Raw genomic sequence first — 21,934 nt, 5'->3', positions numbered from 1 at the left:
CGCCGTTCCGCAGGCATCTTGTGGACAGATATTTTTCTGGATGTATGGCAAGATGTTGTAGGATTGTTATGTGGATCGCGCAAACGGAAAGTTGAACGCAGGCAGAAAATGAGTCCATGCAGTTTTTATTGGGGGCGCTAATTGTCCGCACGTATCCTGATTATCGAAGATAACGCCACCAATATGGAATTGATGGTGTATTTGCTGCGTGCCTTCGGGTACACGCCGCTGGCCGCCTATGACGGCGAAGAGGGCGTGCGCATGGCGCGCAGCGAACTGCCGGACTTGATCATTTGCGACGTGCATTTGCCCAAGCTCGATGGCTATGGCGTGGTGGCGGAGCTGAAGAAAGACCCGCAGCTGCGCACCATCCCGGCCCTGGCCGTGACGGCGCTGGCCATGGTGGGCGACCGCGAGCGCCTGCTCGAAGCGGGTTTCAATGGCTACATCGGCAAGCCGATCGAACCCGACCTGTTCGTCGCGGAGCTGGAGTCTTTTTTACCGGGGGCGCCGTCGACGCCAGTTAAAAACGACATAGCCACCATCCTGATCGTTGATGATCATGTGCTGAACCGCGAGTTTCTGACCGCCCTGCTGGGCTACGGCGGCCACCGCCTGCTGGAGGCGGCGAATGGCGCCGATGCGCTGGAAATATTGCGCACCGAGCGGCCGGACCTGATCATTTCCGACATCCTCATGCCGAACATGGACGGCTACGAATTCGTCACGCGTGTGCATGCCGATCCCGCGCTGACCGACGTGCCCATCATCTTTTATACGGCCACCTACCGCGAGCAGGAAGCGATCCTGCTGGCGCAGGCTTGCGGCGTGCGCTGGGTGCTGCCCAAGCCGTCCGACCCCGAGGTCATCGTGCGCACCGTCAACGAGGCGCTGGGGCTGATGCCGGCGGCGGCCCAGGTGCCGGCGGCGCCGCAGGCCAGCGGCGGTGCGGCCCCTCCCGCCACGGGCAAGCTGGCCGGCATCGAGCACCAGGTCAGCGGCTACCTCGACGAACTTGAATCGAGCAGCCAGCAGATTTCGCAGCTGGCCACCCAGCGCGAAGGCCAGGCCGCCATTCCCGAAGACCTGGGCGTCATGACGGAGCGCCTGTCGCGCTCGCTGTCGAGCCTGCAGGCGGTGAGTCTGCGCCTGACGGCCCTGATCGAGCTGGGCATCGAACTGGGCGCCGAACGCGATCCGCGCGCCCTGATCGAGGCGGGCTGCAAGGTGGCGCAGAATATCTGCGTCTCCAGGTACGCCTGCATCGGCGTGCTGGAAGAGGGCGCCGAAAAGCTCAGCTATTTTTCCTCGTGCGGCGCCGAGAAAAACCTCGAGCGCATCGCCAGCGCGCCGCGCACGGGCATTTTGAACCGCTTGCTGGAACAGCGCCAGCCCTACCGGGTCAATGGCTTGAAGGGCGACCCCGGCGCGCTGGGCCTGCCCGACACGCACCCGCCCGTGCATTCCTTCCTGGGCGTGGCCATCGCTTCGCGCGAGCGCAGCCACGGCTGGCTGTACCTGGTCGACAAGCTGGGGGCGAATGAATTTTCCGAAGTCGACGAGCGGGTCGCCGCCACGGTGGCGGCGCAGATCGCCGTCGCCTACGACAACCTGCTGCTGTACGACGAAATCAAGCGCCACCACGAGCAGCTGACCCTGGACATGGCGGCGCGCATCCGCCTCGATGAAGACTTGCGCCGCTTCCGCCTGGCGATGGATGCCACGGCCGACGCGATTTTCCTCGTCGACCGCGCCGGCATGTGCTTCGTCGACGTCAACCAGACGGCTTGCCGCATGCTCGGCTTCGAGCGCGAGGATTTCCTGCGCGTGGGGCCGGGCCGCGCGCACGAGGGAGAATCCCAGCTGGAAGAGCTGTACAACAAGCTGCTGGCCGGCGACCAGGGCGGGCCGATGACGGAATTGCAGCTGCAGCGCAAGGACGGTTCGCCCCTGTCGGTGGAAGTACAGCGGCGCACGCTGCGCTCGGGCCAGAGCTGGATCCTGGTGGCCGTGGCGCGCGACATCACCGAGCGCAAGGATGCCGAGCAGCGCCTGATGAAGCTGGCGCATTTCGATACCTTGACGGGTTTGCCGAACCGCAGCCAGTTCTACGCCTCGCTGACCCATTCGCTGTCGCAGGCGGCGGAGCACCAATGGGCCGTGGCCGTGCTGTTCATGGATATCGACCGCTTCAAGAATATCAACGATACGCTGGGCCACACCATCGGCGACGACCTGCTGCGCCAGTTTTCCAGCCGCCTCGTCGATTGCCTGCGCGTGCGCGACACCATTGGCCGCTTCGGCGGCGATGAATTTGCCACCATCCTGGTGCTGCCCGACGGCGCCCAGCATGCCGTGGGCGTGGTCGACAAGATCCGCGAGGCGATGCGCAAGCCCTTCGATTTGCAGGGCCATGAAGTGACGGTGACGGTCAGCATCGGCATTTCCGTGTACCCGGACGACGGCGTCGATGCGGACACCCTGATCCAATATGCTGACACGGCCATGTACCGCGCCAAGGAAGCGGGCCGCGACGCCTTCCGCTTCTTCACGGCGGAAATGAATGCGCAGTCGATGGCGCGGCTGGACATGGAAAATGCCCTGCGGCGCGCCATCGACAACGAGGAATTCGTGCTGTTCTTCCAGCCCAAGGTGAACATCATCTCGGGGCGCATCAGCGGCGCCGAGGCGCTGATACGCTGGCGCCGCCCCGGCCACGGCATGGTCTCGCCGGCCCTGTTCATCCCCCTGCTGGAAGAAACGGGTCTCATCGTGCGCGTCGGTAACTGGGTGCTCGACGAAGCGTGCCGCAAGATCAGCGAGTGGGGCGCCAGCAGCATCGGACCCGTGCACCTGTCGGTCAACGTGTCGGGCATCCAGTTTTTCGTCGGCGGCCTGGAAGAGGAGGTGCTCAAGGCGATCCGCAAATACGATATCGCGCCCGAACTGCTGGAGCTGGAGCTGACGGAAAGCTCGCTCATGTCGAACGCCGAGGAAACCATCGCCGTGCTGCGCAATCTGAAGGCGCTGGGCATCCAGATTTCCATCGACGATTTCGGCACCGGCTATTCCAGCCTGGCTTACCTGAAGCGCTTCCCCATCGACAAGCTGAAGATCGATATCGCCTTCGTGCGCGAAGTGACGAGCAATCCGGATGACGCGGCCATCGTGCTGGCCATCATCAGCATGGCGCACAGCATGAAGCTGGAAGTGATCGCCGAGGGCGTGGAAAACGATGCGCAGCTGGCCTATCTGCGGCGCCACGGCTGCGACGAGATGCAGGGCTATTATTTCAGCCGCCCCGTGCCGCACGAGGAATTCGAGCAGATGCTGATGAAAGGCCAGTTGCTGCAGGCGCCCGAGGATGCGGGCAGCGAAGAACAGCAAACCTTGCTGATCGTCGACGACGACGTTTTCATGCTCGACGTGCTCAGCGACTTCCTGGCGCAGGACGGCTACCGCATCCTGACGGCGCAGACGGCCGCCGAGGGCTTCGACATCCTGGCGCGCCACAAGGTGCAGGTGATCCTGTGCGACCAGTGCATGCCGCTCATGAGCGGCACCGAATTCATGGAGCGGGTCAAGCACCTGTGCCCCGACACCTTCCGCATCATGCTCTCCGCCTTTGCCGACCTGACGCCCATCATGGCGGCCATCAACCGCGGCGCCGTCGACCGCTTCTACACGAAACCGTGGAAAGGCGCCGTGCTGCGCGAGAATATCCGCGAAGGCTTCCGCCTGCACAAGCTGCTACACGGCCAGGTGAAAGCGGCGGCGTAGGTGCTTGCGGTACTGGCAAGTGGCCGCCGCGTGCGCTGGCGCACCTTGCGCAGCCGTTTTCCATCGAATTAGACTCCCGTCTCTAGTTTTGCTCTCTAGAATAAAACGCATCCATGAGTGGCATGGCCTTTCACATGACGGGAGCTGGCGATGGTGAAGAAATTGAAGGAACTGGCGGAAGACGCGGAATTGGCGAACGCCGTGCGCTCGTCCGCGCAGCAGATCTGGCAAGCGGGCCTCGGCGCTTTCGCCAAGGCGCAGGAAGAAGGGGGGCGCGTGTTTTCCCGGCTGGTGAAAGAAGGCACGGAATTCCAGAAGCGCGCCGAAGACAAGGTGGCCGACGTCAGCGACAGCGTCGGCAAGCTGGCCGATGGCGTGGGCAAGCAGGCCAGCGGCTCCTGGGACAAGCTGGAACAGGTGTTTGAAGAGCGCGTCGCGCGCGCCCTGGCCGCCATCGGCGTGCCCACGCAACAGGATATTTCCGCGCTGCACGCGCAGATCGACGCCTTGAGCCAGCAAGTGGCGGCGCTGTCGGCCAAGGCCGCGCCGGCGCCCAGGCCGAAGGCTGCGGCCAGGCCCGCCGTGAAGGCGGCGCCGAAAGCCGCACCAAAAACTGCGCTGAAAACCGCGGTGAAATCCGCGCCCAAGGCGGCCGTCGCCAAGGCCCCGGCCAAGCCGGCGGCCAGGACCGCGCCGCGCGCCGCAGCCAGGCCAACGAGCAAGCCGGTGAGCAAACCGGCGACGAAGAAAAAAGCGCCGGCCGCCTGAGCCGGCGCCGCATCCCTCCAGCCTGCGCGAGCAGGCTTTTTCTTGCCCGCGTTTTTCGCCCGCGCCTGGGGGCGGAGTGTTTCATTACAGCTATCATAGGTGGTATGCTTGAGGCAGAACACAGAGAGATTGCCCGCCATGCTACAAAAAGCACCACGCCGTACCCGCGAACGCATCCTGGAGTTGTCGCTGCGCCTGTTCAATGAGTTTGGTGAGCCGAATATCACGACGACCGTGATTGCGGAAGAGATGAACATTTCGCCCGGCAACCTGTATTACCACTTCCGTAACAAGGACGACATCGTCAACTCGATCTTCGTTCAGTTCGAGGCGGAAATCGAACGCATCCTGACCGTGCCCGACGGGCGCCGTTCGAATATCGAGGACGTCTGGCTGTATTTGCACCTGATGTTCGAACTGATCTGGCGCTACCGCTTTTTCTATCGCGACCTCAACGATTTGTTGTCGCGCAACCGCAAGCTGGAATTGCACTTCAAACTGATCCTGGCGCACAAGATCAAGGTGGCCACGCAGCTGTGCGAAGACTTGCGCAGCGAACAGTCGCTGGAAGCGTCGGATATGGAAGTGGCCGCGATGGCGACGAATATGGTGGTCGTTGCCACCTACTGGCTGTCGTACGAGTATGTGCGCAATCCGCGCAAGTACAGCGAGCAGCAATCGATGTCCGATGCGCTGGCGCGCGGCTGCTACCAGGTGCTGTCCCTGATCGGGCCGTATTTGCGCAATGAAACGCATTTGCTGTTTCGCAAACTGTCGGAAGAGTATGTGACCAAACTCAAGAACGACTGACGCGGCTGCTGGCGCCCCGTCGTCCATTACAGGAGAGATATATGGCTTGGAAACAATTTCCTTATCCGGACGAAGCATATGTCTACACGCCGCAAACCCTGGAAGCGGCCTGGGCGCGCCTGCATGCGGGCGACGTGGAACCGTTTCCCACCCACCCTGCGCTGCTGCAAGCCTGGCTGGCCTTCCATGCGGGCGACTTCGAACGCGCCGTGAAGCTGGGCCTGGCCGTCGGCGTGCCCGGCTATGCGGTGGCGCACAAGGCGACCTGCATCTACGCCACGCACCTGGAAGTGGACGACAGCCGGAAACTCGACATGTACGAGGAAGTGGCCGAGCGCTGCGAGCGCCAGCAGAGCGAGCAGCCGGCCAATCCGGCCGGCTATTACTGGCATGCCTACAGCCTGGGCCGCTATGCGCTGGGCACGTCCGTCGTCAAGGCCCTGGCACAGGGCATGGGGGCGCGCGTGCGCAACAGCCTGGACCGCACGATGACTGTAGCGCCCATGCATGCGGAAGCGCATATCGCGTTTGGGATTTATCATACGGAAATTATCGACAAGGTCGGCGCCATGATCGGCGGCCTGACTTACGGCGCCAACAAGGAAGACGGCTATCAGCACTTCAAGACGGCGCTGGCCCTGACGCCGTATTCGGCGCTGGCGCACAGCGAATACGCGCGCGCCTTGAACATGCTCGACGGAAAGAAAAAGCTGGCGGAAGCGCTGGCACTGTATGAAAAGGCGGCCGAGTGCGTGGCACTGGACGCCAAGGAACGCCTCGAAGTCGAGGCGGCGATCGATGAATTGAAAGGGTAGGGAATACTGTGATCAAGGCTTTATGTGTGTATTGTGGCGCCAACGCGGGCGTCTCGCCGGACTATGCCGTGGCGGCGCGCGAGCTGGCGCGCGTGCTGGTGGCGGAAAATATCTCGCTCGTGTATGGCGGCGGCAAGGTGGGCCTGATGGGCGTGATCGCCGATGAAGTGCTGCGCCTGGGCGGCGAGGTGACGGGCGTGATCCCCACCCAGCTGGTCGAGCGTGAAGTGGGCCATACGGGCTTGACGCGCCAGTTCATCGTGAAGGACATGCATGAGCGCAAGGCGATGATGGCCAGCCTGTCCGACGCCTTCATCGCCATGCCGGGCGGCTATGGCACCCTGGAAGAACTGTTCGAGATGCTCACCTGGGCCCAGCTGGGTTTGCACGCCAAGCCCATCGGCTTGCTCAATGTCGACCGTTTTTATGACGGTTTGATCGCTTTCGTGCAAAACGGCAAGGAGCAGGGTTTTATCCGTCCGCAGCACGCGGCCTTCCTGAATGCCGACGCCGATCCTGCGACCCTGGTGCAGCGCCTGAAAGATTCTTCGCCGTAAAGATTCCCTGTGGAACCTTTCTCAGAGCAATGCACTGTGAAGTACATGGCTTTTTTATTTCTGTACGGGAAAACTGATCAAGCTCAATAAACTAATTAATATAAATATGGTCAGAATATTTCTACTGAGGCATGTTTTTTTGAAAATCAAGATGCTTTTTATGCATGAATGTGTTCTACTGCACTTGTTCAAAAGACAGGCATGTCGGACACCCAGCGAGGCACCTCCCGTTTCCCGCGACGACGCCTAAGTATTGCAAGTTGCCACAACCTCGCTACTTCATCATCTTGAAAGGATGCTATTTTGAAAACCATGACCTTGCTGCGCGCGACCGCTGTCGCCGCCATTCTCGCCGCTGGCGGCGCCCACGCACAAACCACCACCATCGGCTTCGATGCGCTGGAACATCCCGGCATCCTCGGATCCGTCTTCAACTCTTACTCCGAAGGCGGTTACGATTTCGACAGCAGCTTCCTGGGCCTGTTGAGTTCTGCGCATCAGAGCAACTTCGCCTACGCTGGCTCGGCCGGCCTGGGCGCCACGCTCCTGACGACGACAACCTTGAGCCGTACCGATGGCGCAGCCTTCTCGCTAAGCTCGATCAGTCTGGCTGACTTCGTGAGCTTGCCTGGCGCCTACGACGTGACCTTCGTCGGCCATCAGGTGGGCGGCGGCACGGTGAGCCAGACCTTCAGCCTCGATGGCAGCCATACCTTCAGCGATTACACGTTTACGGGTTTTAACAACCTGCTGTCGGCATCGTGGAAGGAAGGCGCCTTGCACACCTTCCAGGTCGACAATATCGCCGCCAGCGTGAGCGCCGTGCCGGAACCTGCCACCTACGGCATGATGCTGGGCGGACTGGGCCTGCTGGCCTTCCTGCGCCGCCGCAAGAACGCCGCCTGAGTCTGAACTTGCTGCCGGCCCCGCCGGCGCATACCGAACAATGCCGCCCAGTGGGTACCCTGGGCGGCATTGTTTCGTGGACTTCAGGAACGGCCCGTTATGGCCAGGACTTCAGGACCACAGGCGCTGGCCTGACAGGTCGAGCTGGGTCAGGTACAGGCGCACGTCGAATTCGTACTGGTGGTATTGCGGTTCCATATACGTGCACAGCTTGTAGAACGCCTTGTCGTGCTGCTTTTCCTTCACGTGCGCCAGTTCGTGCACGGCGATCATGCGCAGGAATTCCAGCGGCACTTCCTTGAACATGGTGGCCACGCGGATTTCATGCTTGGCCTTGAGCTTGCCACCCTGCACGCGCGAGATCGAGGTATGCAAGCCCAGCGCGTGCTGGATCACATGGATCTTGCTGTCGAACGCCACCTTGTTGATGGGCTCGGCATTGCGCAGGAATTCATTCTTCAAGTCCTGTACATACTGGTATAAAGCCTTGTCGTTGCGTACATCGTGCGCGCTCGGATAGCGTTTCAACAGGACGTCGCCCAGCTTGTCTTGCGCGATCAGTTGCTGCACTTGCGCTTGCGTTTGTTCGGAATAGGCGCTCAGGTATTTCAGGGATGGCTGCATGCGGGGAAGGGCGGGGCGTGGCGCGGAGGTGTCGGTAAGGCGAGAATGTACCATACCGCCGCGCCACGCGCTGCCCCAGCCCTTGCATGGGGCCGTCAGAGCAGCCCCGGATCAGCCCTTGTCGTCCTCGTCCTTGTTGCCCTGCCTGCCAGTACTGCCGCTGCGTGCCGCCGTACTGCGGCTTTCATTGGCGCGCTGGGCCGATTGCCGGCTTTCGCCGCCCTTGCGGCCGATTTCCGCCATGTGTTCGCGGTTGCGGCTGACGGCTTCGCCCCCTTTCTGCCCGGCCCGGCGTGCTTCTTCCGAGTCGAATTCATGGGCCGTGCCCTTTTGATGGGCTGCCTGGCCGCCCTTGCTGGCGATTTCGCGTTGCTGCTCCTCGTTCATGGCGGCAAAGCCGCGCTTGCTCGTGCCTTTGCCGCTGCCTGATTCGCCGGCTTTCTGGCTGCTGCCAGTGCCTTTGCCCTGTTCATTACCTTGATTGTTAGCCATGTCGCTCTCCTTGCTGTCGAGTGGGGTCAAGTGGTCAATTCAGGTGTTCAATGCGCCTGATCGGATTGCCTGCTGGTGTCGCGGCTCTGGCCGGCGCCATTGCGGTGGCCCGCGGCGTGCATTTTTTCGATCATTTCACGCTGGCGCTGCGTAGCTTTTTCCGTTTCCTCGGCGGTTTTGCGCACCACTTCGTCCGCGAAGGCGACGGCCGTGCGGCTCGCTTCGGGGATATGCGTTTCCGCGGTGCGGTTCATCTCGACATTGGCGTTGGCGACCAGATTGCCGAGCTGCTGCTGGTACTGGCGCAGCCTCACGCCGCCTGGTTGCAGCTGGCCAGCGGCCAGCGACATGAATTCGCCCGAGTCGCGCGCGCACAGCAGTTGTTGGCTGGCGTTGCTCCATTCCTGCAGCAAGTCTTGTGCCAGCCGCAAATGCAGCTCGCTCAGTTGCTGCGCCGTATCGAACATCTTGCGCGATAGTTCCGTGGCGAAATTGCACTGGGCCTCCAGATGGGACTTCAGGGCGGGGCTGAAACTGGGGGACATACTGTTTGGGAACATGTTCTACCTCAATGAAAAACGGATCCAAAAAACACCCGGTGTACCGGATGCGACGTATGGTGAAACAAGCAAAGAGATAGACGCCGGATGGCGCGCCAGGTTCCACGCGAGGACGCCGTTTAAGGCGCGAATGGCCCCTGGCTGCTTGAAAAATGCGATGGTTTTGCGCCAGATCAAACGAACGCTAATAAGATGGCGCGTCGCGTCCCCCATGATGGCTGTGTGGAAAATGCAGGTTTACAGGCCCGGCCGTGCGACAATAGCCGGCTCGCGGCAGCGCAGCCGATGGCCGGCGCGCGTGGCTGAGCCGAGCATCGCCTTACTTTTTGACCTATTTCCGCGACCATGACGCATCCCGAATACATCCTGACCCTGTCCTGCCTGGACCAGCGCGGCATCGTGCACCGCGTGTCCGGCTTCCTGGCCGAACGCGGCTGCAACATCCTCGATTCCGCCCAGTTCGGCGACCAGGAATCCCAGCTGTTCTTCATGCGCGTGCATTTCGCGCTGGAAGACGGCGCCGTCAGCGACGTCCAGTTGCGCAGCGACTTCGCCGACCTGTCGCAAGCCATGCAGTTGAATGGTCCCTTCCATGGCCAGTTGCACGATGCGCACGTCAAGCCGCGCGTGATGCTGATGGTGTCGAAGATCGGCCATTGCCTGAACGATTTGCTGTTCCGCTACAAGAGCGGCTTGCTGAACGTGGAAATTCCCGCCATCGTGTCGAACCACATGGAGTTCTACCAGCTGGCGGCCAGCTACAATATTCCCTTCCACCACTTGCCGCTGGCGGCGGGTGCGCCGGAAGCGGCCAAGCTGGCGCAGGAAGCGAAGATCATCGACTTGATGGACACGCACAAGATCGACCTGGTGGTGCTGGCGCGCTACATGCAGATCCTGTCGCCGGGCCTGTGCCAGGCGCTCGATGGCCGCGCCATCAATATCCACCATTCCTTCCTGCCCAGCTTCAAGGGCGCCAAGCCGTACGCGCAGGCGCATCACCGCGGCGTCAAGCTGATCGGCGCGACGGCCCACTTCGTCACGGGCGACCTCGACGAAGGCCCGATCATCGAGCAGGACGTCGAGCGCGTCGACCATGCGATGGATGCGGAAACCCTGACGGCCATCGGCCGCGACGTCGAGTGCGTGGTGCTGGCGCGCGCCGTGAAATGGTTCGTCGAGCACCGCATCCTGAAAAATGGCGACAAGACCGTGGTCTTCCGCTGATACCGACTTCACTCTTCACTTTACCGAGACAGAAACACGATGGCCCTCAAAGCAACAATTTTCAAAGCCGATCTGCAGATCGCCGACATGGACCGCAATTACTACCAGGATCACGCGCTGACCCTGGCGCGCCACCCGTCCGAGACGGACGAGCGCATGATGGTGCGCCTGCTGGCGTTCGCCATCCATGCCGACGAGGCGCTGACGTTCACCAAGGGCCTGTTCGATACGGAAGAGCCCGACCTGTGGCAGAAAGATCTGACGGGCGCCATCCAGCTGTGGATCGAAGTGGGCCAGCCCGACGAAAAGCGCATCCTGAAGGCCTGTGGGCGTTCGGAACAGGTCATCGTCTACAGCTATGGCGCAACGAGCCACATCTGGTGGAAACAGATCGCCAACAAACTGGAACGGGCGAAGAACCTGACCGTGATCAACCTGCCATCGGAAGCGGCGCAGGACATGAGCAAGCTGGCGCAGCGCAACATGCAGCTGCAGTGCACGATCCAGGATGGCCAGATCTGGCTGACCGACAGCGTCAACACGGTCCTGATCGACCGCGAACCGGTCAAGCCGGCCCGCTGATTTGACTGTTGGAAACGCAAAAAGCCCGGATCGCTCCGGGCTTTTGTCATTGCGGGCGCTTAATTCGGCGCGCTGCCCAGGCGCCTGATGCTGCTCGAACGCTGCATGCTGCGGCTGATGCGCGGATCGCCGTAGTAGCTCACTTCGCCAGAACCGCCGATGCTGATGGCCAGGTCGTCCTTGGCCCACACGGTGGCTTCGCCCGAGCCGCCGATGCTCACCTGCACTTCGCGCGCGGCCAGGCGGCCCGCTTCGATATTGCCCGAGCCGCCGATCGAGGCCGTCAGCTGCTCCGTCTTGCCGCTGGCCTTGAAGCTGCCGCTGCCGCCGATGGCGATGGAAACCTGGCGGCTGTCGAGGTCGCGCGCGTGGATGGAACCGGAGCCGCCCACGTCGAAGCGCAGGTTCTCGGCGCGCAAGCCCGTTGCCGTGATGTTGCCCGAGCCGCCCACGCTGACGCGCTCCACCTGGCGCGCCTGGATGACGATGGTCAGGTTGCTCTGGCGGAAAAACGTATTGCGCTTGGCGGGGCGGATGCGCAGGGTGCCGTTTTCCACCACCGTCTCGATCAGCGGCAGGATATTGTCGTCCGCTTCGACGGTGACGCTGTCCGTGTTGCCGATGCGCAGCTCAACCGTGCCCGGCACGTTCAGCGCCACGCCATGGAAGCTGCCCACGTCGCGCGTCTGCTTTTGCAGCTTGCCGCTGCCCTGGATGCTGTTGCCGGAAATCCAGTCGAGCGGCGACGCCAGCGCCGGCGCGGCCGGGATGGCCAGCGCGCAGGCGGCCAGCAGCAGGGCGCTGGCGGCACGGGCATGGCGGAGGTGGAAAAGTGGCTGTGTCATTCTTGCTCCCTGTTTTGAATTGGTATAAGTACATGGTATGCCAGCCGGCCGCGCCTGCGTACCGCGCTGCGACAGACTGCAGCGGCAGCGGCATGGAAAGCAGAAGGATGCGACAGGATGGCATGAGGTATCATGCCGGTATTGGACATACGACGAGCGGCACGCGCCGCTCACACTACTGGAATTACATGCTGATCATCACCATCAAACAGGGCAAGGAAAAGAGCTTGCTGGGCCAATCGTGGATTTACGCGTCCGCGATTGAAAAAGTCGAAGGCAAGCCGCAGGAAAAAATGAAGCCCGGCTCGACGGCCATCGTGCAAAGCTCGTCGAAGCAATTCATCGCCCGCGCCGCCTACAATTCGAAGTCGCAGATCCGCGCGCGCATCTGGAGCTTCAAGGAAGACGAACCGGTCGACCACGCGCTGATCAAGCGCCGGGTCAAGGCCGCCATCGAGAAAAAACTGCCAGCCATCAAGAAGGCGGGCGAAAACCAGCTGTTGACCCTGATCAAGGGCGAAGACGAGGGCTTGCCGGGCCTGGTGGTGCAGCTGTTCGGCGGCGTGCAAGGCTATCTGATCTGCGAATTCAACGCCGGCGGCGTCGACGCATGGAAAGTGGCCATCGTGCAATCGCTTATGGCCTCCACCGGCTGCGCCAATGTGTACGAGCGCTGCGACGACCTGATGCGCAAGGGTGAAGGTTTGCCCCTGATCGACGGCGCCCTGGCCGGCGAGGAGCCGCCCGATGAAGTCATGCTGACGGACAATGGCGTGCGTTATGCGCTGGATTTGAAGACGGGGCACAAAAGCAAGTTCCGCTGAAAGCGGCTGTTTGAAATGAAAAAACGGCGCTGGCCGGTTTTTTTACGAGCTCATGCAATAAACACGCTGGCGGGAACGTCGAAACGTTGCGCCAGGGCCTTGATTTGCCGCACATTGAGATCCCGCTTGCCGTTGAGCACTTCAGACACGACGCCTTGGGTTCCCACTTCCGGCAGGTCGGATTGTGTCAGCGCCTGTTGCTCCATCAACAGGCGAAGCGTGGCTGCAGGCGAGACGCGGGCGGGCGGAAAATGCTCCTGGTCGTAATCGGCTATCAGCCGGCCGACACTGTCAACCAGCCCGGACAGTGGGTGCTTTTCATCGGCCGCCCCGGCATCCAATAGCTGATGCAATACGCTGACAGCTTGTTCATAAGCTGCCGCATCAGGAATCGCCTGCAGAGGAACCAGCCTGGACAAGGCTTGATAGTGGACAGTGATTTCTGTAATCATTTCACGATGCATCAAGGCTTCCATGCGTCGTACTCCTTATGCGTCAGCACTTCCCGGATGAACAGCAACTGGCGATTGAAGTGAATCGCGGCGATGATCCGGTACTTGTTACCGCCAATATTAAAAACATAGTAATCGCCAACATGATCGGTGGCGTTAAATGTCGACTTCATCACAGCAAAATTGGCAAATGACCGCGATTCGATGATCTTGCGCCATGCCTGCATGGGTTCGCTCGCCAGCGGATGCCTGCTGGCGAAATCCATCAAAGCTTTGTTGGCGACGATGCGCATATGCATGCCGAAGTAATGCCATCATTCTCAGATTATCTCAATTTGAGATAATCGTCAAACGATCTTACTCCAGCGGCACGCTGCGGTATTTATTCACCTCCAGCGCCGATACGGCCGGCGCATCATTGCCCCACGACGCGCGCAGATACGTGACCACGGCCGCCACTTCCGCGTCATCCATGACGGGGCCGAATGGCGGCATGCCGTAGGGGCGCGGGTTGCCGCGGGTGCCGGGCGCGAAACCGCCGTTGAGCACGAGGCGGATGGCGTTCACGGCCGACTCCGTCGTCAGCGCGCGGTTGCCGGCCAGCGGCGGGTAGCCGGGCGGCACGCCCTTGCCATCGGCCTGGTGGCAGCTCGCGCATTGCGCCTCATACAGTTTCGCGCCCAAGGCCAGTTGCTGCGTGGCTTGCTCCGACGTGTCGCGCGGCGAGCGTTGCGCGGGCTGCGCCGGGCCGGGCAGGCTTTTCAGGTAGACGGCCATCGCCTGCACGTCGGCCGTGCTCATGTGCTGCAAGCTTTGCCGCACGACTTCCGCCATGGGGCCGAAGACGGTGGCGCGCGGCGACACGCCCGTTTGCAGCAATTCCACGATATGCGCCGTGTCCCAGTCGCCCAGGCCCGCTTCCGCGTCCGACGTCAGTGACGGCGCGTACCAGCCCAGCACGGGGATCAGGCCGCCCGACAGGCCGTCGTCGCTGCCACCCAGGGTGGTGCGGCTGCTATGGCAGGCGCTGCAGTGGCCCAGGCCCTGCACCAGGTAGGCGCCGCGGTTCCATTCCATGCTTTTGTTTGTGAGCGGCTGGTACACGCCCGGCTTGAAATACAGGGCACGCCAGGCGGCCAGCGCGATCTGCTGGTTGTAGGGGAAGCGCAGCGCATGCGGCGCGTTCGCCTGCCTGTGCGGCGGCACGCTCTGGAAATACGCGTACAGCGCGTCGCTGTCTTCGCGCCGCACCTTGGTGTAGCTGGTGTACGGAAAGGCTGGATACAGCAGCCGGCCATCCTTCGACTTGCCGTTGTGGATGGCGCGCCAGAAATCGTCGGCCGTCCAGCTGCCGATGCCCGTTTCCTTGTCGGCCGTGATGTTGGGCGAGAGCACCTTGCCAAACGGCGTCTGCAAGGCCCGGCCACCTGCGTAGGGCACGCCGCCGCGCGTCGTGTGGCAGGCCATGCAGTCGCCCGCCTTGGCCAGATAGGCGCCGCGCGCGACCAGCTGATCCTGGCTCAGGGTGCTGGCCACGGGTGGCGGTCCCAGGTCGTCGGCTGGATACAGCAGGAATATGGCGCTGCCGCCGGCAATCAGCAGCAAGCCCGCCGCGATCATCCATTTTTTCATGGCGCCACCTGCGCGCTGGAGCCCGGTACGCCGCCGCAATGCAGCGGCAAGGGCAGGGCGATGCTGCTGGCGGGACGCGCGTCGGCGCTGGCCACTTGCGTGCCCAGCCAGGCCGAGACGGCGCCCACGTCCGCATCCGATAGGCGCTGCGCCACTTGCGCCATGCAGTCGGGAGAGTGGGCGCGGCGGACGCCGTTTTTCCAGGCGCCCAGCTGGGCGTTGATATAGTCGCGGGGCAAGCCCAGCAAGCCGGGGATGGCGGGCGCCACGCCGGCCAGTTGCTGGCCATGGCAGGCGATACAGGCGGGAATCTTTTTGCCGGCGTCGCCGTGCAGCACCAGTTGCTTGCCACGCGCCAGGGCCGTCGTGCCGGCGCTGCTAGGTTGAGCCGGCGGCGGGGCCGGGTGCTGCGCCGCAAAATAGTCGGCGATTTCGCGCAGATAATCGTCAGGCAAGTGTTCCACCATATAGTTCATCATCGGATACTGGCGCCTTCCCTCGCGAAAGTTCAGCAGCTGGTTGTACAGGTAGCCTGCAGGTTTGCCGGCGATGCGGGGAAAGAAGGCATCGTGCTTTTCCTGCTGCGCATGGCAAGACGTGCACGCCTTGATGCGCTGCTCCAGGCTGTCGTGGCTGGCGGAGATGGCAGTGGGCGCGGCGATGGCCAGCACCAGCGCGAGGGGAGAATGCAGTAGCATGGAAAGTCGCATGGAAAGATCACCTGTCTCGTCGGTCTGTGTCGCGTGCCGGTGTTGCTGCCCGGATGTTGTTACCCTAGCATATAACGGGTGCTGTCACTGTGACAGGATCAGTTGTGCAATAAAACTACGGATCAGTTTGAGGAGCAGGGTTGAAACGATATGAGGAATTGGCGGAAGAAGTGGCCGCCATGATCAGCACGCAGCTGTTGCTGCCTGGTGATAAGTTGCCTTCCGTGCGCCAGCAGCATGCGCGCAGGGGCGTCAGTCCGTCGACGGTGTTCCAGGCCTATTATTTGCTCGAAGCACGCGGCATGATCGTCTCGCGTCCCCGCTCCGGCTACTACGTGGCGCCGCAGCGCGCCGCGCTGGCGCCCGAGCCGGACAGTTCCCATCCGCTCGACGCCAGCACCACCGTCGACGTCAGCGACCTCGTGTTCGAGGTGCTGGGCGCCGTGGGGGCGCGCGATATCGTGCCGTTCGGCTCGGCGTTTCCCAGTCCGCACCTGTTCCCGATGGAAAAACTGGCGCGCGCCGTGTCGGCCAGCATGCGCCGCCTCGACCCGTGGAGCACCGTCACGGATTTATCCTTGGGCAATGCGGAACTGCGCCGCCAGATCGCCCTGCGCTACCAGCAGGGCGGCGTGCCCGTTTCCAGCGATGACATCGTCATCACGAATGGCGCGCTGGAAGCGCTGAACCTGTGCCTGCAAGCCGTCACGCGGCCCGGCGACACGGTGCTGATCGAGTCGCCCAGCTTCTATGCGTGTCTGCAGGCGCTGCAGCGGCTGGAACTCAAGGCGGTGGAAATTGCCACCAGCCCGCGCGACGGCGTCGATCTGGCGGCATTGGAAGAATTGCTGCAGCGCCACCAGCCCAAGGCGTGCTGGCTGATGACGAATTTCCAGAATCCCCTGGGCAGCCTGATGTCGCCGGAAAAGAAGCGCGCACTGGTTGAATTGCTGGCGCGCCATGGCGTGCCGCTGATCGAGGATGATGTGTATGGCGAGCTGTACTTTGGCAAGCAGCGTCCGGGCCTGACGAAAAGCCATGACGGTGCGGGCCTGGTGATGCATTGCAGCTCGTTTTCCAAGACCCTGGCGCCCGGTTTTCGCCTGGGCTGGGCCATGGCGGGCCGCTACACGCGCCAGGTCGAGCGCCTGAAGCTGACCACCAGCCTGTCGGCGCCGATACCGCTGCAGATGGCGCTGGCCGATTACCTGGCGCAAGGCGGCTATGACCGCCATTTGCGCCAGCTGCGGCTGACCCTGGCGGCGCAGCAAAACACCATGCTGCAAGCCATTGCCGTGCATTTTCCGCCCGGCACGCGGGTGACGCGGCCGCAGGGTGGTTATTTCGTCTGGGTGGAGATGCCTGCCGGTATCGATGCGCTGGCCTTGCACCGCAGCGCGCTGGCGGCCGGCATCAGCATCGCGCCCGGCCCCATCTTTTCCGCCACGCGCGCGTTTCGCCACTGCATCCGCCTCAATTACGGCCACCCGTGGAGCGCGCAGCTGGAAGCGGCCATCGCCGCGCTGGGGCGGCTGGCGGCGCAGCAACTGGCGCCGTAGGGGAAGTCAGCCGGGACGGCCGGGCAGGGCGAGAAAGGCGCTAAAGTCGGGCGCCACCGTGCTGGTGGTTCCCGTTTCGTGCGACCACAGCACGACCACCGGCTCGCCCGATGGCCCAGGCTGGGCATAGTCGAAACAATAGTAGTCGCCCGTGCCGAATTGCGCGAAGGGCAGCAGGCTGGCGTGATCGATGCCGCTGCCGGCGAAGTTGTCCAGCCACGCCTGCCAGCCTTCGCGGTAGTGGCGGTCTATCGATTCCCAGGTCTTGCGCGGATTGTCCGCGTCGTAGACGGGAAACAAGGTCAGCGCCCCCAGTGCGCGCCCATTGTTGTCCAGCAGCCATGCCGCGTGCGATGGCGGCAACGGGCGGCCCAGTGCCTGCGCGGCTGCGGCGATGGCTGCGGCGCTGGTGCCGGTGCTGTTTTTCTTGCGCATGCGATGGACGGTGGAATCAGGCCGGGGAAGCGGGCGCCGCCGGTGGCGCGGTGGCCGGGCGCGGGGCTTTTTGCGGCGCGACCTTGCCGCCGTCGGCGATCCAGCGGCGGTACACGCGCAGGGCTACTTGCGCATCGTCGGCCGCGTACAGAATCTGCTTTTCCGTCAGGCGCGAGGTGGCCCAGTTGGTGGTGGAGATCTTTTTCGATTTCTGCAGGTGCAGGCCGAAGAATTTGGCCACGGCCGTTTTCGCGCCCAGATCGTTGCGCTGGCCGCCGCGCAGGGCGACGGACAGGTCGAGCACCTGGGCCGGGGCGATGCCCAGCTTGTTGCGCAGGCGCTTGACGTCGTCGGACAGGCCAAAACCCACTTTCAGGGTAGTGGTCGATTCGAGGATGGCTTTGAGTTCCGCGAGGGCCGGCGCCGGCGTGCTGCCCACCTGGAACAGGTAGGCGATGTCGTCGGTGGCCAACTGGATCAAATGCGGTCCCGTGGAGGACTCGCCTTTGACGAACGTCGGCTTCGATTCCGTATCGAAGCCGATGGCGTCCGCTGCCAGCAGGGCGGCCATGGCCGCCTGTGCATCATCGCTGGTGCGTACCAGCTTGACGTGGTCGAGGGCGATGCCTTGATACGGGGGTAGTGGCGGTGCGGCAGCTGTGTCCATGAAACCGGATCAGCCTTTGCGCGAGAATTTCGCGGTCAGCTGATTCAGTTTGTCCAGGCGCAGACGGTTCGCTTCTTCGGCGGCGGCCGCGTCGCGTTCGGCTTTCTTGCGTTCGGCTTCCTTCTTGAAGCGCTGCTGCAATACTTGCGTGGCGTGGTCGCGGTGGGTTTGCGTCACTTCCGCGCCGGCCGTGCCGTCGAGGTCGTAGCGTACCTTGGCTTTTTCCATCACGCGCAGGTAGCGCAGCGAACCCGTGTGGATGCCCAGCGCCGTGCGCATCAGCTTGCGGTCCAGGTCCGGCAGGCGCGCCAGGATCTGCTTGTCGATACCGATCGACAAGGGCAGGCAATCGCGGAATGGCGGGAATTGCTCCTGGAACTGCTTCAGCAGGGCGCGCGCGGTCAGGCCGGCTGGCGCCGGCGTGGTCGCTGCGGCCGGTGCCGCCGCTGGGGCTGCATCGACTGGCGTGTCAGGAGTGGTGGCTTGCTGGTCTGGCGTGGAGCTGGTCATCGACATCATTGGTTGGGCTATAAAAGGGGAGCATAGCACGCGCCACAGGCAAGTGCATTGTCTTTTTTGGCAACTTGACCTGCAATAAGCGGCTGCGCGCGACAGCCGGCACAGCGCGAAATGCGGGAAATGTGTATAATGTCGGCTTGCGCTGATGACTGGACCCTGTTTTTAAAGGTCTGGCTCAGGTGTGCAGGGGATAGGAGCAGTGCGGTGCAGGCCCCCAATTATTAGTATTTTTGATATCAGATATTTTGTTTATCAATTATCCAGATAACTGGCCGTCGTGCATAATCTTGCTCTCCGCTGTGTCTTCACTGAACAACAATAGATTCAAGCCCGTTCTGGTACGGGCTTTTTTTCATTCCGCAATGTACATCGCTTATTTATCTGACCCGGCTTCGGCCCGCCGCTCCCCATGACGGATGCGCGGGCTTTGAACGTCCCGATAGACAGGCGCCGCTGCCGTTAACACGGCAGCCGCAACAATACGCTCCATCGAGTCCGGTTTCGCAGGCTTAGGTGGAATCATTCACTTCGCGCCGACACCATCTGGTCTCGCATTAAGAGATATCTCATGAAGAATACGCCAAAAACTTTAACGTTGTCCGCCAAGGCGCCACGCCCAGCCGCGGCGCCACTTGCCGTACCCAAAACGACTTTATCTTACTTCATCGATAATGCGCAAGCGAATCCGGAAGCCACCGTCACGACGGCGCCGACCGTCGTCACCGTGGTGAAGAAAAGCCGCTCGCGCCTGGCTGCCGTGCCAGCGGCCGAAACGGCTGCGGAAGCGGCCGTCAGCGGCCCGGCCGCCGAGGCTGTTGCCGACGTGACCGAGGCCGCTGAAGCGGCACCGGCCAAAACGCCGAGCGTGAAGATCGCCCCCGGCGTCAAGGCTCCGGCCGCGCCGCGCAAGGTCAGCGAAAGCGCCGCCACGAATAAAGTGGTGACGGCAGCCCGTTCGAAAGTCGTGCGCGCCAAGCCTGAAGCGGCGCCCGTGACCATCATCACCGGCGCGCAAGTGGTCAGCAAGACCACGGACGCCGATGCCCTGGCCGCCATCGACACGTCGAATTACTTCCTGCCGACCGTCAAGGTGCCAGGCCGCCGTGGCCGCAAGCCTAGCGAATTCACGCCGGAAAACGATGAAGTGGCAGCACTCAACGCCGTCGAACGCGCCGAACTGAAGGCCGTCTCGAAAGCGCGCGACCGCAAGGCCAAGGGTGGCCTGGCCGATGCACTGGGCGATCCGGAAGCGTCGGCAGCGGACCTGGAACGCCGCCGCAAGCAGATTACGGGCCTGATCAACATGGGCAAGGAACGCGGTTTCCTGACCTATGCCGAGATCAATGACCAATTGCCGGAAAACATCATCGATCCGGAAGCGATCGAAGGCATCATCGCCACTTTCAACGACATGGGCATCGCCGTCTACGAGCGCGCCCCTGACGCGGAAAGCCTGTTGTTGACTGACAACGTCGCCACCGTCACCAGCGACGATGAAGTGGAAGCGGCTGCCGCGACCGCCCTGTCGACCGTCGACTCCGACTTTGGCCGCACCACCGACCCCGTGCGCATGTACATGCGTGAAATGGGCGCCGTGGCGCTGCTGACGCGCGAAGGCGAGATCGAGATCGCCAAGCGCATCGAAGGCGGCCTGAAAGACATGATCCAGGCCATTTCCGCCTGCCCGACCACCATCGGCGAAATCGTCGCACTGTCGCAAAAAATCGCGCGCGACGAAATCAAGGTCGATGAAGTGGTCGACGGCTTTGTCGATCTGAACGAAAGCAATGCCCCGGCGCCAGCCGCTGCCGCCGCGCCCGCTAGCGCCAGCGGTGACGACGAGGAAGAGGAAGAAGAAGCCGAAGAAGAAGACGGCGACGCCAATGGCGGCGCGGCCGGTTTCTCCAGCGAGCAATTGGCGCAGCTGAAAAAGAATGCGTTGGAGAAATTCAACGTCATTTCGACGCAGTACGACAAGATGCGCAAGGCGCCCGAGGGCTATAACTCGAAAGCCTACATCAAGGCGCAGGAAGCCATTTCGCAGGAATTGCTGGGCATCCGCTTCACGGCCAAGGTCGTTGAAAAGCTGTGCGACACCCTGCGTGGCCAGATGGAAGAAGTGCGCCACATCGAGCGCGCCGTGCTGGAACTGTGCGTGAACAAATGCGGCATGCCGCGCGCCCACTTCATCAAGGTGTTCCCGGGCAATGAATGCGATCTGGAATGGGTTGACCGCGAAGTCGATTGCAAGTATCCGTACAGCGCCATCCTCAGCCGCAACGTGCCTGCCGTCAAGGAACTGCAAAAGAAGATGATCGACCTGCAAGCGCGCGTAGCCCTGCCGCTGGCTGACTTGCGTAAGATCAACAAGCAGATGGCCGCCGGCGAAAAGCGTGCGCGTCACGCGAAACGCGAAATGACGGTCGCCAACTTGCGCCTGGTCATTTCGATCGCCAAGAAATACATCAACCGCGGCTTGCAATTCCTCGATCTGATCCAGGAAGGCAACATCGGCTTGCTGAAGGCCGTCGACAAGTTCGAATACCGCCGCGGCTACAAGTTCTCGACCTACGCCACCTGGTGGATCCGTCAGGCCATCACGCGTTCGATCGCCGACATGGCCCGCACCATCCGCGTGCCGGTGCACATGATCGAAACGATCAACAAGATGAACCGCATCTCGCGCCAGATCATGCAGGAAACGGGCAGCGAGCCGGACCTGGCGACCCTGGCCGTCAAGATGGAAATGCCGGAAAACAAGGTGCGCGAAATCATGAAGATCGCGAAAGAGCCGATTTCCATGGAAACGCCGATGGGCGAAGATGGCGATTCGCAACTGGGCGACTTCATCGAAGACAACACGACTCTGGCGCCGCTGGACGCCGCGCTGCACGCATCGATGCGCAACGTGATCAAGGAAGTGCTCGATTCCCTGACGCCGCGCGAAGCGAAAGTGCTGCGCATGCGTTACGGCGTGGAAATGTCGAACGACCACACCCTGGAAGAAGTGGGCAAGCAGTTCGACGTGACGCGCGAGCGCATCCGCCAGATCGAAGCGAAAGCCATGAGCAAGCTGCGCCAGCCTTCGCGCTCGGACAAGCTGAAAACCTTCCTGACGCAAAACTAAGCGTAGGGCAAGCAAACAAAAAAAGAGGCGCAAGCCTCTTTTT

The 21,934-nt window shown here is 62.3% G+C and carries 22 protein-coding genes; 11 read left to right on the top strand and 11 right to left on the bottom strand.

Features of this window, described 5'->3' with window-relative positions; all coding sequences use genetic code 11:
• Positions 1-141: 141 nt before the first annotated feature.
• The 6 genes from ACPJXG_RS19460 to ACPJXG_RS19435 all read left to right on the top strand — a co-directional run bounded on the left by ACPJXG_RS19460 (position 142) and on the right by ACPJXG_RS19435 (position 7,636).
• Positions 142-3,780, top strand: a complete 3,639-nt coding sequence (locus tag ACPJXG_RS19460; protein ID WP_035826405.1) for an EAL domain-containing protein — start codon at positions 142-144, stop codon at positions 3,778-3,780.
• Positions 3,781-3,930: 150 nt separating this feature from the next.
• Complete coding sequence (locus ACPJXG_RS19455) at positions 3,931-4,548, top strand: phasin family protein (protein WP_099402631.1); 618 nt, start codon at positions 3,931-3,933, stop codon at positions 4,546-4,548.
• Between the two features lie 138 nt (positions 4,549-4,686).
• A complete protein-coding gene (locus tag ACPJXG_RS19450; protein ID WP_034758777.1) occupies positions 4,687-5,358 on the top strand; it encodes a TetR/AcrR family transcriptional regulator in 672 nt (223 codons plus the stop codon).
• 41 nt (positions 5,359-5,399) lie between these two features.
• Positions 5,400-6,173, top strand: a complete 774-nt coding sequence (locus ACPJXG_RS19445) for a hypothetical protein (RefSeq protein ID WP_425252047.1) — start codon at positions 5,400-5,402, stop codon at positions 6,171-6,173.
• 11 nt (positions 6,174-6,184) lie between these two features.
• Positions 6,185-6,730 carry a TIGR00730 family Rossman fold protein gene (locus ACPJXG_RS19440; protein WP_035828900.1) on the top strand — a complete coding sequence of 182 codons (546 nt, stop codon included), beginning with the start codon at positions 6,185-6,187 and terminating at the stop codon, positions 6,728-6,730.
• Positions 6,731-7,042: 312 nt separating this feature from the next.
• Positions 7,043-7,636, top strand: coding sequence for a PEP-CTERM sorting domain-containing protein (locus ACPJXG_RS19435; protein WP_425254771.1), 594 nt, complete (start codon positions 7,043-7,045; stop codon positions 7,634-7,636).
• Between the two features lie 111 nt (positions 7,637-7,747).
• Here the strand turns inward: ACPJXG_RS19435 and ACPJXG_RS19430 are convergent, their stop codons facing one another.
• From ACPJXG_RS19430 to ACPJXG_RS19420, 3 genes are all read right to left on the bottom strand, one after another.
• Complete coding sequence (locus ACPJXG_RS19430) at positions 7,748-8,260, bottom strand: YgjP-like metallopeptidase domain-containing protein (RefSeq protein WP_099402635.1); 513 nt, start codon at positions 8,258-8,260, stop codon at positions 7,748-7,750.
• A gap of 111 nt (positions 8,261-8,371) precedes the next feature.
• Positions 8,372-8,752 (bottom strand): KGG domain-containing protein, encoded by a 381-nt coding sequence (locus ACPJXG_RS19425; protein ID WP_035826421.1) that lies wholly within the window; start codon positions 8,750-8,752, stop codon positions 8,372-8,374.
• A 47-nt stretch (positions 8,753-8,799) separates the two neighbouring features.
• Positions 8,800-9,297 (bottom strand): phasin family protein, encoded by a 498-nt coding sequence (locus tag ACPJXG_RS19420; RefSeq protein WP_425252046.1) that lies wholly within the window; start codon positions 9,295-9,297, stop codon positions 8,800-8,802.
• A gap of 360 nt (positions 9,298-9,657) precedes the next feature.
• Here ACPJXG_RS19420 and purU point away from each other — a divergent pair, with 360 nt between their 5' ends.
• Positions 9,658-10,539, top strand: a complete 882-nt coding sequence (gene purU / locus ACPJXG_RS19415) for a formyltetrahydrofolate deformylase (RefSeq protein ID WP_099402637.1) — start codon at positions 9,658-9,660, stop codon at positions 10,537-10,539.
• A 39-nt stretch (positions 10,540-10,578) separates the two neighbouring features.
• On the top strand, positions 10,579-11,121 hold the full coding sequence (locus tag ACPJXG_RS19410; protein WP_034758748.1) for a YaeQ family protein: 543 nt from the start codon (positions 10,579-10,581) through the stop codon (positions 11,119-11,121).
• A 59-nt stretch (positions 11,122-11,180) separates the two neighbouring features.
• Here the strand turns inward: ACPJXG_RS19410 and ACPJXG_RS19405 are convergent, their stop codons facing one another.
• The gene (locus tag ACPJXG_RS19405; protein WP_425252045.1) at positions 11,181-11,966 is read right to left on the bottom strand and encodes a head GIN domain-containing protein; all 786 of its coding nucleotides are present in this window, start codon (positions 11,964-11,966) and stop codon (positions 11,181-11,183) included.
• Between the two features lie 188 nt (positions 11,967-12,154).
• On the opposite strand from ACPJXG_RS19405, the gene ACPJXG_RS19400 reads away from it, so the two are divergent.
• Positions 12,155-12,790 carry an SAM-dependent methyltransferase gene (locus ACPJXG_RS19400; protein WP_034758744.1) on the top strand — a complete coding sequence of 212 codons (636 nt, stop codon included), beginning with the start codon at positions 12,155-12,157 and terminating at the stop codon, positions 12,788-12,790.
• A 50-nt stretch (positions 12,791-12,840) separates the two neighbouring features.
• Here ACPJXG_RS19400 and ACPJXG_RS19395 read toward each other — a convergent pair whose 3' ends face one another.
• From ACPJXG_RS19395 to ACPJXG_RS19380, 4 genes are all read right to left on the bottom strand, one after another.
• The gene (locus ACPJXG_RS19395) at positions 12,841-13,266 is read right to left on the bottom strand and encodes a helix-turn-helix domain-containing protein (protein ID WP_425252044.1); all 426 of its coding nucleotides are present in this window, start codon (positions 13,264-13,266) and stop codon (positions 12,841-12,843) included.
• Positions 13,254-13,535 carry a type II toxin-antitoxin system HigB family toxin gene (locus ACPJXG_RS19390; RefSeq protein WP_425252043.1) on the bottom strand — a complete coding sequence of 94 codons (282 nt, stop codon included), beginning with the start codon at positions 13,533-13,535 and terminating at the stop codon, positions 13,254-13,256. The genes ACPJXG_RS19395 and ACPJXG_RS19390 overlap by 13 nt, the downstream gene beginning before the upstream one ends.
• A 64-nt stretch (positions 13,536-13,599) precedes the next feature.
• On the bottom strand, positions 13,600-14,874 hold the full coding sequence (locus ACPJXG_RS19385) for a c-type cytochrome (RefSeq protein ID WP_425252042.1): 1,275 nt from the start codon (positions 14,872-14,874) through the stop codon (positions 13,600-13,602).
• Positions 14,871-15,572, bottom strand: coding sequence for a c-type cytochrome (locus ACPJXG_RS19380; RefSeq protein ID WP_255206276.1), 702 nt, complete (start codon positions 15,570-15,572; stop codon positions 14,871-14,873). Before ACPJXG_RS19380 ends, ACPJXG_RS19385 begins: the two co-directional genes overlap by 4 nt.
• 152 nt (positions 15,573-15,724) lie before the next feature.
• Here ACPJXG_RS19380 and ACPJXG_RS19375 point away from each other — a divergent pair, with 152 nt between their 5' ends.
• A complete protein-coding gene (locus ACPJXG_RS19375; RefSeq protein ID WP_425252041.1) occupies positions 15,725-17,143 on the top strand; it encodes a PLP-dependent aminotransferase family protein in 1,419 nt (472 codons plus the stop codon).
• A 6-nt stretch (positions 17,144-17,149) separates the two neighbouring features.
• Here the strand turns inward: ACPJXG_RS19375 and ACPJXG_RS19370 are convergent, their stop codons facing one another.
• From ACPJXG_RS19370 to ACPJXG_RS19360, 3 genes are read right to left on the bottom strand one after another with little or no spacing between them, the layout of a single operon-like run.
• Positions 17,150-17,578: an SMI1/KNR4 family protein gene (locus ACPJXG_RS19370; protein WP_099402643.1), complete on the bottom strand. Its 429-nt coding sequence runs from the start codon at positions 17,576-17,578 to the stop codon at positions 17,150-17,152.
• 16 nt (positions 17,579-17,594) lie between these two features.
• Complete coding sequence (locus ACPJXG_RS19365; RefSeq protein ID WP_425252040.1) at positions 17,595-18,245, bottom strand: 3'-5' exonuclease; 651 nt, start codon at positions 18,243-18,245, stop codon at positions 17,595-17,597.
• 9 nt (positions 18,246-18,254) lie between these two features.
• Positions 18,255-18,764, bottom strand: a complete 510-nt coding sequence (locus ACPJXG_RS19360) for a ProQ/FINO family protein (RefSeq protein WP_035826443.1) — start codon at positions 18,762-18,764, stop codon at positions 18,255-18,257.
• Positions 18,765-19,332: 568 nt separating this feature from the next.
• Here ACPJXG_RS19360 and rpoD point away from each other — a divergent pair.
• Positions 19,333-21,891, top strand: a complete 2,559-nt coding sequence (gene rpoD, locus ACPJXG_RS19355) for an RNA polymerase sigma factor RpoD (RefSeq protein WP_425252039.1) — start codon at positions 19,333-19,335, stop codon at positions 21,889-21,891.
• Positions 21,892-21,934 lie beyond the last annotated feature (43 nt).

The sequence above is a fragment of the Janthinobacterium sp. NFX145 genome (assembly GCF_049810325.1).
In the GTDB taxonomy this organism is placed as follows: Bacteria; Pseudomonadota; Gammaproteobacteria; order Burkholderiales; family Burkholderiaceae_D; genus Janthinobacterium; species Janthinobacterium rivuli.
Note: the sequence above shows the minus strand (reverse complement) of the source record. Positions and strands in the feature narration are given on the sequence as shown.